The following is a 12,072-nucleotide window of genomic DNA, read 5'->3' on the forward strand; positions in this document are numbered from 1 at the left end:
GGAAGGCATATTTGGGCATCAACTATGCCTCCCTTTCTCTTGGGTCAGTTACTTCAAAGCACAAACACCACCTTATCCGCGCCGCCCTTATTCACCTCCTCATACCGCGCCAATCCTTCGTTCAACGGCGATTCCAAAATCCCGGTAGGCAACGGCAGCAAGCCTTCATCAAAGAACCGCCCGAACTGATTGAGCATCCCGGCGCAGGCTTCAGTTCCATAGAGCAGCGTGTTGATCCCCACTACCGAACCGCCTTTGCGATACAACGCTAAGGCCGGCATCTGCACGTGACCGTCCACCGGGGCCGCAATGATCGCAATACGGCCAAACGCGGCCAAGGCGGAAACGGCAGCAGGAAGCCAAAAACCCGTGGTATCGAAGATGACGTCGGCACCACCGGGAAAGACCTCGTTGACTTGGGCGCCGAGGTCTTCGTGTTTGTCCAAGAGGATGGCATCGACACCGTCTGCTTTCAGTGCCTTGATCTGCTCGGGACGACGCACCGCGCCGAGTACTTGGGCGCCGAGAATTTTGCCGAACGCCAGGGCCGCGCTACCCACTGCACCGTTGGCACCAATAACCAAAAGACGGGTGCCAGACGTGACGAGGCTACGCTCGAGGGCGTTCCACGCGGTAGTAAACGGTACGCCAAGGCTGGCGGCCTGGACAAAGCTCAAAGCTTCGGGTTTGAGCGCGACACCGTTGGCCGGCAGCGTCAGATATTCAGCATGGGAGCCGTCGCGGAGGAAGCCTGGCTCTCTTCCGGTGCCCCAGACTTCCTGGCCGAGCAATGCCTGCGGACCTTCGACGACGACGCCTGCAAAATCCCGACCGGGAATGCGCGGCATCGTGGTGTAGGGAAAACGACCGAGGACGTTTTTCACATCACTGGGGTTGAGCCCGGCGGCTTTTATCTGGATCAGCACTTCGTTTTCGGCAGGCACGGGTTGAGCAACGTCTACGTACTCCAGCGCTGCGAGGTCGCCAGTTTTTGCAAATTGCAGGGCTTTCATGAGGGCTCCATAAGCGAGGGGTTAACGAGTGAATGGCGACTGTAACTAAGTGTCTGGAGTTTGCAGGGTCGCAGCAATCGCCCGACGCAGGTAGATGCCGCGCATCTCAAGGAAAATTATTTATTTCATTCAATAGGTTATGACTGGCTGATCAGACCAACTTGTTAGCGAGACTGAAGCTACTCGCCGCCTCGCGAACGAGTTGGCTCAAAAATATCAGGGCGAAAGCCTAACCATCAACACTAATAAAAAACGCCCCGCTTGGGGCGTTTCATTCAACAGTGCTTCACACGCTCACGCGTTAAAAAATGCTGATTGGGTAATCAACGAAGACTCTGGTTTCGTTACCTTCGCTGTTGTAAGCACTGGCGTTGTCAGAGACGCGCAAGAACGAGTTCCGCAAACGCACCGAGAGGTTTTTCGCCGGGCCACTTTGCACAACGTATTTCAGTTGGCTGAAGATTTCGCGCTCTTGCCCGGCGCCTCGGCCAGTGCCGTCGTCGATATTGGTGCCCCGAACATACGCGGTGTGATAGGTCAGGCCGGGCAGCAAAAGGCCGCCGAGGTCGATGCCGTAACCCAACTGCCAAGAGCGTTCATCCTTGCCGTTGAAGTCGGACCAGTACGAGTTGGCGAGATAGATCGTGTTGCCGCCGTCACCGGTGCCACCCGCATTGCGATAGCCGCCGTATGCGTAGCCGATATCGCCGGTGCTGCGCTGGTGGGCGATAGTAAATGAGTGGATACCCCGAGCGTAAGTCGCGGCCAGGCTCCAGATTTTGTTGTCGCGTGCATTATCGACCGCAAAATCTCTATCCAGCTTGGTTTTATAGCCATTGAAATCGAACGTCAGCGACTGGTCTTTCTCGATGGCAAACACATAGTTCAGATTGATGTATTGCTTCTTCAATACGTCTTCGTCGTTAGAGCCATAAAAAGCGGCGCTGAAGGCGTCGGTGAACTTGTAGCTACCGCCATAGACATTGATCGACTTCAGACCGCCGCTGTCACGGCCTTCGGCGCTTTTACGCGACTCGGCGGTAAAGTGGCCGGCGTTCAGTTCAAGGCCGTTGATTTCTTTGGAGGTAATGAACGTGCCGGTATAGCTCTCGGACAATAAGCGCGAATTGTCGTAACTCAGTACCGGCAGTTCCGGCATCTGGTCGCCGTACTTGATCACGGTATTGGAGAAACGCGCCTTGATTGCGCCACCGCCTTTAGACAAATCGTCAGCGGCATTGCCATTGCTGTCTTTTTTGAAGAAGTCGATACCGCCAGCACCGCTTCGGCCTTTGCCGCCGTCGAGTCGCAATGCGTACTCGGCAAAGGCATCAATACCGAAGCCAATCGTGCCTTGGGTGAAGCCCGACGCAAAGTTAGCGATGACCGACTGGCCCCACTCAGCTTTATCCTGCTGGCCGTCTTTGTAATCGCGATTGATGTAGGCGTTGCGCAACGCCAGATTCAGGCTGCTGTCGTCGACAAAACCCTTGGAGTCATCCTGCCCACTGGCCATCGCCTGAGTAGCGCCTATGACGCTTAGTGCGATCATGCCAATACGTAGCTTCAACATCTTGTTTTCCTTATTACGAATTGATCACGCGCTGTGGCTCGCGCCTAACAGGCGTTTGCGGCCTTCACGTCTGGTCAAAAAAGACAGACTCACAAGACCCGCACGAAATCATCGCAGTGGACTACTGATGCTACGTACATGGCGGTTGCCACAGGCGGGGGGCGATCCTAGCGGGGGGTCGCCCAGGGTGTCAATTTTTACAATGCTTAGCGGTCCAGAATGCAGATCAACGCCTCAAGTTCTGCATCGCTGATGAGACCGACGGGATAACGCGCCAAGAGCAGTTGTCGAGAATCAATTTTAGGGGCGAATGGTGATTGGGTTGTCCTTAACCAGTCCGCCATCATCTGGGGTGATTCGCTGCTTGCAGACAAACCGCGAGCTAACTCCTGCCCAATACCTGCGTTCATGTGGACAACCTCTTGAGACGTGAGCGGCTAATTTACCCGTGCTTTGTGACAGCCCCGCGAAAAGCAATCAAAGCCATCAAAATGACGCCAACAAAAAGCCCACACGCGATGGGCTTAGGATTAGCAAAAACAGGGCCAACTCAAGCTTTGTGCGGGGCCGGTTGCTGCTGAGTCAAGCAGTGGATATTGCCACCGCCCAGTAACAGTTCACGGCCTGGCACCATGACTACCTCATGTTCGGGAAACAACTGCTGGAGGATTTCTCGCGCCACTTCGTCAAGCGGGTCGTCGAAACAGGGTGCAATAAGGCCGCCATTAACAATCAGAAAGTTGACGTAAGACCCGGCCAAGCGCACCAATGAATTGCGTTCCTGGCTGCCGCGCACCTGATCGACACCCGCGCATTCTTCCTCGGTGGCGAACAGCGGTCCGGGAATCGGCATTTTGTGCACGATCAACGGTCGCCCTTTAGCATCTCGAGTGTTTTCTAAAATCCCCATAGCAGCCTGGCAACGCGGAAAATTCGGATCTTTCGGATCATCTGTCCAAGCCAGTAAAACCTCGCCGGGCTGCACGAAGCAACAGAAGTTATCCACATGCCCATCGGTCTCGTCGTTGTACAGACCGTCTGGTAGCCAGATGATCTTCTCCACCGACAACTGATCCCGCAGCGTTGTTTCGATCTGATCGCGAGACAAATGCGGATTACGGTTGCGGTTGAGCAGGCACTCCTCCGTGGTGATCAGCGTGCCCTCGCCGTCCACATGAATCGAGCCACCTTCTAATACGAAACCCAAGGTTTCGTAACGAGGGCAACGTTCGATTTCCAGAATTTTGGTGGCGACTTGCTCGTCAAGGTTCCACGGCGCGTACAGACCACCGTCGAATCCGCCCCAAGCATTGAAGTCCCAATCTACGCCGCGTACTTCACCTTTATCGTTAATGACAAAGGTTGGGCCGGTGTCGCGGACCCAGGCATCGTTGTTGCTGATTTCCACGACGCGGATGTTCGGCATATCAAGGTGTGCACGAGCGTTATCGTACTGCGCCGCTGAAACACCTACGGTTACAGGTTCAAATCGCGCAATGGCTTTGGCCAGGGCAACGTGCGCGTGCTGGACCGGTTTTCCGCCCAGGCGCCAGTTGTCGGGCCGCTCGGGCCAGATCATCCAGGTTTGAGTCTGTTGAGCCCATTCGGCAGGCATGTAGAAGCCATCGGCACGCGGTGTACGTTTCAGCGTGGTCATGGCAATCAGGACTCCAAAGAACCGTCGAGGGTTTTTAACGCACCGTACAGGTTAGGCCGACGATCGCGAAACGTACCCCATGCGCTGCGGATGTGTTCAAGCTCGTCAAGGTCAAAGCTGTGAACAATTACGCCCTCTTCGGTTTCATTGAGTTCAGAAACTTTTTCACCAAACTGGTTGGCAATGAACGATGAGCCATAAAAGGTGATGTCGTAGCCGTCCTGTTCTTCGTTGCCGATACGGTTGCTTGCGACCAGCGGCATTAAGTTCGCGCCGGCATGCCCTTGCTGAACACGCTGCCAATGATCCCGGGAGGTAATGGTTTTGTCGTGGGGTTCGCTACCGATGGCGGTGGGGTAAAACAAGATGTCCGCGCCAAGCAACGCCATGCACCGGGCAGTTTCCGGAAACCACTGATCCCAGCAAATACCGACGCCGATTTTCGCGTAGCGGGTCTGCCAGACCTTGAAGCCGGTGTCGCCAGGATTGAAGTAGTATTTTTCGTGATAGCCAGGACCGTCCGGGATATGGCTTTTGCGATAAATCCCGAGGTTGGTGCCATCGGCGTCGAGAATAACGACGCTGTTGAAGCGTGCACGACCAGCCAATTCAAAGAAGCTGATCGGCAGAACGACCTGCAATTCTTTGGCGATTTTCTGGAAGTGTTTGATAGCAACGTTGTCTTCCATCGGTGTTGCTAGCTGCAGGTAGTCCGGGTTCGGTTTTTGGCAGAAATACGGGGCTTCGAACAACTCCTGGATCAGGATGATCTGTGCGCCTTTGGCCGCAGCGTCGCGCACCAATTTTTCGGCGGTCTCGATGTTGGCTTCGAGATCCCAAGAACAGGCCATCTGAGTGGCGGCGACGGTAACAATACGGCTCATGGAAATGCCTCCTGGGCAAATAAGATGGGACCATCACATTAGCAAACGACCCGTGACAGTAGAGGGGACTTTATAGCCGATAAAAATCGGCACTTAAAGTAAAATACGACTATTTTCGACATAAAAAACCGTTTATAGCAGATAAAAATCCATCATTCTTAGTAGTGAACTTGTTGGCGAGCCGCCCGATTAGCTTTCACCCAATCTCCTCCAACACCTTGGACACACTCTCAACAAAAAATTCCACGCTGCCCCGAGTGGTACACATTGGTGGCTTGATCTTCAGGATGTTCAAATAATCGCCCGTCGGTTGCATGATGATCCCCAGTTCACGCAGTCGCTCGCACAGGTAGGTCGTTTCCTCGGTCGCAGGTTCGAGGGTTTCACGATCACGCACCAACTCCACCCCCAGATAAAACCCCGACCCATGCACCGCGCCCACTAGGGGATGTGTATCGATCAACGCTTCTAGGCGTTTTTTGAAATGGTCGCCGACGACCCGGGCGTTCTCCCACAGCTGTTCCTTTTCCATCACATCGAGAACAGCCAACCCAATACGACAGCTGACCGGGCTGCCGCCCGACGAGGAAAAGAAATAGCCCTCAGCCTCTAGCGCTTCGGCAATTTCTCGGCGTGTAATCACTGCGCCTAACGGATGGCCGTTGCCCATGCCTTTTGCCATGGTGATGATATCCGGCACCACCCCCTGCTGCTCAAAGCCCCAAAAATAATGACCTAATCGGCCGTACCCCACCTGTACCTCGTCGGCGATGCACAGCCCGCCTTGGGCGCGAACCTTAGCGTAAACCTGCTGCAAATAACCCGGTGGCAACGAGATCCCGCCCGCGTTGCCATACACCGGTTCGCAGATGAAGCCCGCGACCTGGCGCTTCTGTTCAGCGAGGTTAGCCAGCGTCAGTTCGACGCTGCGTACATACCCCGGCGCGCTGTCATCACCTCGAAACTCGCCCCGGTAGGTATTCGGCGCCATGACCGGATGCACCCAATCAGGCCGGGTGTTAAGTGCTTGTGGGTTGTCGGCAATCGAGGTGGAAATTGCATCCGTCGCCACCGACCAGCCGTGATACGCCTCCAGCACGCTGAGCATGTCGCGCCCGCCGCTGTAGGCCCAGGCCAGACGAATGGCCAGATCATTCGCTTCGGTGCCGCTGTTGACCAGAAACACCCGGTCCATTGAGTCCGGCGCTAATTCAAGCAATTGCTCGGAAAACTCGGCGATGGCGGCGTAATGAAAGCGCGAATTAGTGTTCAGTAACGACCATTGTTTAGCGGCTTCAGCCGCCATGCGCGGATGGCCATGGCCCAATACTGCAACATTGTTGAGCATGTCCAGATAAGACCGGCCTTGCATGTCGATCAAGTGGTTGCGCCAACCGCGCTCAATCTGCGGCGGCGCTTGGTAATAATGCTTTTGTGAGCGGGCGAAACTGGCGTCACGTCGCGCCAACAGTTCCCCCGCGTCTTGAATGGGCGGCGCATCGCACTCAAAACCCAGCAGCGCCGCGGGTGAAGGACATAAGGCCTGCCATGCAGGAACCCAACTAGGCGCGCAGAACAACGGCGGGCTGAGTTCGGCGCAACGGCACAGTTGCACCATCAACGAACCGCTGCCCTCGCCCAACATCTGACCTGCATAAACAATTGTTCCTGAATCAATCGACGAGGCCATCCCCCATAGCCGCACCGTCATCTCATCGCCTATTAGCCAAAACGCTGCGTCGGCGGCCAAGCGCACGGTTCCGGCGAATGGCGCGTGAATCGGGGTGCCCGCCGGCAGGTACAACTCGACATGCAACGCGAAAGTGTCGGGTGCTTTGGCGGCGTTAATTTTGGTGCGCGATAGCCGATACTCGCCGTAATGAGTGGCCGCCAAACCGGTTTTAATCCCTAACTCCGTCAGCAGTCGCTCATCGATGCCGCTTTGCTCCCAGTTACCGGCGTCGAAATGCGGGCTGAGCACGCCCAAATCAATCCTCGCGAACTCGCGTTCGCCAAGGCTGGGCAACAAAGACAGAAACGTCGGCTTATCGACGTTAAGCGATTCAACGCCGACAGCCGCCAAAATAGCCGCCTCCATCAACTCAAGCGGCACCGATGTTGCCAGATCGAAAATGGCCCACTCGCTCTGGAGATTGGCCCGTATATAACTATTAGTCGGGTCAATGCTGGCTTGTTGTTCACTGCTCAGCACCAAAATAGCAGCGCGGAAAACGATCAAAGGCCACAGCGCCTGCAATTCCTCCAATTGCAGCGGGTTGATCGCCTGGTAAGCCTCGATCGCCGGGAGGATGTACAACGGATCGCCGCCGGCATGCGGCAACAGTGCCGCACAAGTCACTGACAGATCAGCTACTCGCCAAGTAGTGAGCAAATCGCCGAAGTCGATCAGCCCCTTTATTTGCCAATGACGCTGCACATCGCGTTGCCAGACCACGTTGTATTCGGTGATATCAAGATGAACTGCCTGCAACGGCAGCTTCGCCAGTAACGGCCGCAACCGCTGCTGCGCCTGCCTAGTCGCCAGGGTGAGAAACTCCCGCTCTTCTGGGTTCTTAATCACCGGCAATAGATACTTGATCAATGCTTGGGCATGTCGTGGGTCCCACTGCAAAGTGCGCTCCAGCCCCGGGTGCTGAAAGCTTGCCAACGCCTGATCGACACGAGCGCAAAGCTCACCGAGACCCACTACCACATTGAGACTCAAATGCGAGAGGTGGGCCAACGATTGACCGTCGATGAACTCAAGCAACCGCGCATGCACCGCCCGGCCATCGATCTCCATTGAGAGCATCTCGCTACCGTTGCCCGCAGTCACCACGTGCGGAACCCTAATCCCAGGCACCATAGCCAGATGAGCCAAAGCCGCATGTTGCGCCTCAAGCTCTAAGGGCAAATAGTCTGCATGGCAAATCTTCAGAACATAACGCCCCGCCTCGCAATCGATGAGGTAGTTACGGTCTTGCTGGCTACCGAGTTCTTTGAGGTTACCGCGCAGACCATAGTACCGGGCAAGCAAGTGCCCGGCCTGTTCGACACTGACCTCGGGGCACGGAAGACTGGATCGACGGATCAGCGTGGCGAAGGGCATACAGATACATCCATGGTGTTTGCCGCTTATATCGCCTGTTGAAGCCGTATTGCGCAAGTGGGACGTTTTGACTCGATGCGGGGACAATAAGCGCGATTGCAAAATATAAAATTCATATCAAATAAATCATAGTGTTAGTGACTGCACTTCACGCAACGGCAGTTTAATGACGTATTTGCCGACCCTCATCAGTTTATTTCATCACTTTCCCCGCGCTTCTTCATCAATCGCACTTGCACACGTCGCCCGCTGTCTACAAGCTATGTCTCATCCGCTTAACGTCTACCCAAGGAAGAAGGTCATTCCATGAACATACTTGTTACCGGAGGCGCCGGCTTTATCGGCTCAGCGCTTATTCGGCACCTTATCGACAACACTGATCACAACGTGCTCAATTTTGACAAGCTGACCTATGCTGGCAATCTTGAATCACTGCAAAGCATTGTGACCAACTCCCGCTACGAATTCGTCCAGGCCGACATCATTGATCAGGCCACAGTGCTGGCGGTGCTGAACCGCTTTAAACCGCACGCGATCATGCATTTGGCTGCTGAGTCCCATGTCGACCGCTCTATCGACGGGCCATCGGAATTCATTCAGACCAACATCGTCGGCACCTACAGCCTGCTTGAGGCCACTCGGTCTTATTGGAGCAAGCTACCTGAAGCCGAACGTGCGGCGTTTCGCTTCCATCACATCTCCACCGATGAGGTGTACGGCGACTTGCACGGCGTCGATGATCTATTCACCGAAACCACGCCTTACGCGCCAAGCTCGCCCTATTCTGCCAGCAAAGCGGCATCCGACCATTTGGTTCGAGCCTGGCATCGTACGTATGGCTTGCCAGTAGTGGTCACCAACTGCTCAAACAACTATGGCCCGTTCCACTTCCCGGAAAAGCTGATTCCACTGGTGATTCTCAACGCTTTGGCCGGTAAGCCGCTGCCGGTGTACGGCAATGGTCTGCAAGTGCGTGACTGGCTGTTCGTAGAAGACCATGCCCGTGCGCTGTTTAAAGTTGTCACCGAAGGCACGGTAGGCGAGACCTACAACATTGGCGGCCACAACGAGCAAAAGAATATCGATGTAGTGCGTGGAATCTGCGCATTGCTGGAAGAGTTGGCACCTGAACGCCCTGCTGGCGTAGCTCACTTTTCCGACTTGATAACTTATGTGACTGACCGGCCGGGCCACGACATGCGCTATGCCATCGATGCTGGAAAAATTGAGCGCGAGCTGGGCTGGACTCCAGAGGAAACCTTCGAGTCGGGCCTGCGTAAAACCGTGCAATGGTATTTGGACAATCTCGAATGGTGCCGCAGAGTTCAAGACGGCAGCTATCAAGGCGAACGACTGGGCTTCACCGACCTTAAGGATCTAATCGCATGATAAAAGGCATCGTTCTAGCGGGAGGTTCGGGCACTCGCTTGCACCCCATCACACTCGGCGTCTCAAAACAGCTGTTGCCGGTTTATGACAAACCCATGATTTATTACCCGATTTCGGTACTGATGCTGGCTGGCATCCGAGAAATCCTGGTCATATCTACCCCGACGGACTTACCGCAATATCGCAACCTGCTGGGGGATGGCAGCCAGTTTGGCGTGAATTTTCACTACGCCGAACAACCCAAGCCAGAAGGCTTGGCTCAAGCATTCTTGATTGGCGAAGAATTCATCGGCAACGATCCCGTTTGCTTGATCCTGGGCGACAACATCTTCCACGGCCAGCATTTCAGCGAGCAGCTGCAAAACGCATCTTTGCACCCGCAAGGCGCGACGGTATTCGGTTATTGGGTCAATGATCCTGAGCGGTTTGGCGTGGTCGATTTCGATGCGCAGGGGCGCGCGCTGTCCATCGAAGAAAAACCGAAAAACCCAAAGTCCAGCTATGCGGTAACCGGTCTCTATTTCTATGACAACAACGTCATCGAGATTGCCAAAGCAGTAAAGCCTTCCCCGCGTGGCGAGTTGGAAATTACTGATATTAACAATGCCTATCTGGAACGGGGCGACTTGCGTGTCGAGCGTTTCGGCCGCGGTTTTGCGTGGCTGGATACCGGCACCCATGACAGCCTGTTGGAAGCCTCACAATATGTTCAAACCATTGAGCACCGCCAGGGTCTCAAAGTTGCCTGCCTTGAAGAAATTGCTTACCAAAACGGCTGGATAGATCGCGCACATTTGCTTGAGCGCGCCGACGCTTTCGGCAAAACCGGTTACGGTCAGTACTTGTTCAAGCTTGCTGAGGAGCGGCAATGAACGTTATGAGCACCGAACTGCCCGGCGTCCTGATTCTTGAACCCAAGGTGTTTGGCGATGAACGCGGGTTCTTCTATGAAAGCTTCAATGCCCGTGGGTTTGAAGAAGACACCGGTATAAAAACCGCGTTTGTTCAGGACAATCATTCACGCTCGCAAAACGGCGTACTGCGTGGGCTCCATTATCAGTTGGAGCACGCGCAGGGAAAATTGGTGCGGGTGACGGCGGGCGAAGTTCTGGATGTGGCTGTAGACATACGCCGCAGTTCGCCCAACTTCGGACGCTGGGCGACGGTTCTGCTTTCAGCAGAAAACAACCGCCAGCTCTGGATTCCTGAAGGCTTCGCCCACGGGTTTGTCGTGCTGAGTGAGTACGCCGAGTTTCTCTACAAGACCACTGACTATTACCAGCCGAGCGCCGAACGTTGTATCCGCTGGGATGATCCTGATTTAGGGATCGATTGGCAGCTCTCAACCACCCCAACCTTGTCGGCCAAGGACCAAATGGGCAAGAGGCTGAAAGACGCGGACGTATTTCCATGAGTACGTCTTCGTTAAAGCCGTTGCGAATTTTAATCAGCGGTCAGCACGGCCAAGTGTCGAGCGAACTGCAAAAAAGTCTCGCAGGACTTGGCGAACTGCGGGTTTTGGGTCGCGAGCAACTGGACTTGAGTCATCCCGAAACCATTCGCGCCCAAGTGAGTTCGTGGCGTCCAGACCTGATCATTAATGCCGCTGCCCATACGGCCGTCGATCAGGCGGAAAGTGAGCCTGATTTGGCGTTCGCGATTAATGGCACCGCCCCTGGGGTTTTCGCTGAAGAAGCGAAAAAGCTTGGCGTACCACTGATTCACTACTCCACTGACTACGTATTCGACGGCAAAAAAAAGTCGCCTTATACCGAACGAGACACGCCTGCTCCACTGGGCGTATACGGCAAAAGCAAGCTAGCAGGCGAGCGCGCCATCACAGCAGTCGGTGGTGAGCATTTAATCCTGCGCACCAGTTGGGTCTATTCGCTGCACGGGCGCAACTTCCTGCTGACTATGCAGCGCCTGATGCAAGAGCGTGCGCATCTGCGTGTCGTATCTGATCAGATTGGAGCGCCAACCTGGGCAGGCACCATTGCCCTTAGCACACGTTTGTTGATAGATCGCTGGCGCGAGGGCAACCCTGGCGCTTGGGGCACTTACCACCTGACAGCGGCTGGCGAAACGTCTTGGTTCGGCTTCGCCCAAGCCATTGGCAAGCAATTGATCGAGCAAAACAAACCGTGCGCGACGCTGGAAGCGATTCCCACCAGCGCGTATCCGACCCCCGCCGAGCGCCCGCAAAACTCTCGTCTCGATTGCAGTCTTCTGCTGCGCGAATGGGAAGTATCGATGCCCGATTGGCACCGCGCGATGCTGGAGTGCTTAGCGGGTCAACGCTAAGGCATAATGCACCTGCGAAGAGCTCAACACACCGTGATGAGCTCTTCGCAGGCAGCCTGTTCCCGCAGGCATCCGTTTTCTCTGTGGGACTTGGTTCATTAGCAGGCATACCTGCTTGCGGCACCACTTGGCCAACAATCGCG

Annotated in this window: 10 protein-coding genes; 4 read left to right on the top strand and 6 right to left on the bottom strand. The window is 55.1% G+C overall.

Going from position 1 to position 12,072, the window contains the following annotated elements; all coding sequences use genetic code 11:
• Positions 1 to 53: 53 nt before the first annotated feature.
• From RGW60_RS17395 to RGW60_RS17420, 6 genes are all read right to left on the bottom strand, one after another.
• A complete protein-coding gene (locus RGW60_RS17395) occupies positions 54 to 1,013 on the bottom strand; it encodes a zinc-binding alcohol dehydrogenase family protein (RefSeq protein ID WP_322205738.1) in 960 nt (319 codons plus the stop codon).
• Positions 1,014 to 1,314: 301 nt separating this feature from the next.
• Positions 1,315 to 2,586, bottom strand: a complete 1,272-nt coding sequence (locus tag RGW60_RS17400; protein ID WP_322205739.1) for an OprD family outer membrane porin — start codon at positions 2,584 to 2,586, stop codon at positions 1,315 to 1,317.
• A 206-nt stretch (positions 2,587 to 2,792) separates the two neighbouring features.
• Positions 2,793 to 2,996, bottom strand: a complete 204-nt coding sequence (locus RGW60_RS17405) for a hypothetical protein (RefSeq protein WP_322205740.1) — start codon at positions 2,994 to 2,996, stop codon at positions 2,793 to 2,795.
• 140 nt (positions 2,997 to 3,136) lie between these two features.
• On the bottom strand, positions 3,137 to 4,243 hold the full coding sequence (aguA, locus tag RGW60_RS17410; protein ID WP_322205741.1) for an agmatine deiminase: 1,107 nt from the start codon (positions 4,241 to 4,243) through the stop codon (positions 3,137 to 3,139).
• 5 nt (positions 4,244 to 4,248) lie between these two features.
• Positions 4,249 to 5,127, bottom strand: coding sequence for an N-carbamoylputrescine amidase (gene aguB / locus RGW60_RS17415; RefSeq protein WP_322205742.1), 879 nt, complete (start codon positions 5,125 to 5,127; stop codon positions 4,249 to 4,251).
• Positions 5,128 to 5,323: 196 nt separating this feature from the next.
• Positions 5,324 to 8,236, bottom strand: a complete 2,913-nt coding sequence (locus tag RGW60_RS17420) for an aminotransferase (protein ID WP_322205743.1) — start codon at positions 8,234 to 8,236, stop codon at positions 5,324 to 5,326.
• 306 nt (positions 8,237 to 8,542) lie between these two features.
• On the opposite strand from RGW60_RS17420, the gene rfbB reads away from it, so the two are divergent.
• Genes rfbB through rfbD form a run of 4 tightly spaced genes read left to right on the top strand, consistent with a single transcriptional unit; the run spans position 8,543 to position 11,929 of the window.
• Entirely contained in the window at positions 8,543 to 9,625 is a 1,083-nt protein-coding gene (rfbB, locus tag RGW60_RS17425) for a dTDP-glucose 4,6-dehydratase (protein WP_322205744.1), read from the top strand.
• Positions 9,622 to 10,497, top strand: a complete 876-nt coding sequence (gene rfbA, locus RGW60_RS17430; RefSeq protein ID WP_322205745.1) for a glucose-1-phosphate thymidylyltransferase RfbA — start codon at positions 9,622 to 9,624, stop codon at positions 10,495 to 10,497. Before rfbB ends, rfbA begins: the two co-directional genes overlap by 4 nt.
• On the top strand, positions 10,494 to 11,039 hold the full coding sequence (gene rfbC / locus RGW60_RS17435; RefSeq protein WP_322205746.1) for a dTDP-4-dehydrorhamnose 3,5-epimerase: 546 nt from the start codon (positions 10,494 to 10,496) through the stop codon (positions 11,037 to 11,039). Before rfbA ends, rfbC begins: the two co-directional genes overlap by 4 nt.
• Positions 11,036 to 11,929, top strand: a complete 894-nt coding sequence (gene rfbD / locus RGW60_RS17440) for a dTDP-4-dehydrorhamnose reductase (RefSeq protein ID WP_322205747.1) — start codon at positions 11,036 to 11,038, stop codon at positions 11,927 to 11,929. Before rfbC ends, rfbD begins: the two co-directional genes overlap by 4 nt.
• Positions 11,930 to 12,072 lie beyond the last annotated feature (143 nt).

The organism is Pseudomonas sp. AB6, from assembly GCF_034314105.1.
Lineage (GTDB): Bacteria > Pseudomonadota > Gammaproteobacteria > Pseudomonadales > Pseudomonadaceae > Aquipseudomonas.

Excerpts from the sequence above, each read along its gene's own strand:
- RGW60_RS17395 (WP_322205738.1), bottom strand. The coding sequence starts at position 1,013 with ATGAAAGCCCTGCAATTTGCAAAAACTGGCGACCTCGCAGCGCTGGAG.
- rfbD (WP_322205747.1), top strand. The coding sequence starts at position 11,036 with ATGAGTACGTCTTCGTTAAAGCCGTTGCGAATTTTAATCAGCGGTCAG.
- RGW60_RS17420 (WP_322205743.1), bottom strand. The coding sequence starts at position 8,236 with ATGCCCTTCGCCACGCTGATCCGTCGATCCAGTCTTCCGTGCCCCGAG.
- rfbA (WP_322205745.1), top strand. The coding sequence starts at position 9,622 with ATGATAAAAGGCATCGTTCTAGCGGGAGGTTCGGGCACTCGCTTGCAC.
- rfbB (WP_322205744.1), top strand. The coding sequence starts at position 8,543 with ATGAACATACTTGTTACCGGAGGCGCCGGCTTTATCGGCTCAGCGCTT.
- RGW60_RS17405 (WP_322205740.1), bottom strand. The coding sequence starts at position 2,996 with ATGAACGCAGGTATTGGGCAGGAGTTAGCTCGCGGTTTGTCTGCAAGC.
- RGW60_RS17400 (WP_322205739.1), bottom strand. The coding sequence starts at position 2,586 with ATGTTGAAGCTACGTATTGGCATGATCGCACTAAGCGTCATAGGCGCT.
- aguA (WP_322205741.1), bottom strand. The coding sequence starts at position 4,243 with ATGACCACGCTGAAACGTACACCGCGTGCCGATGGCTTCTACATGCCT.
- aguB (WP_322205742.1), bottom strand. The coding sequence starts at position 5,127 with ATGAGCCGTATTGTTACCGTCGCCGCCACTCAGATGGCCTGTTCTTGG.
- rfbC (WP_322205746.1), top strand. The coding sequence starts at position 10,494 with ATGAACGTTATGAGCACCGAACTGCCCGGCGTCCTGATTCTTGAACCC.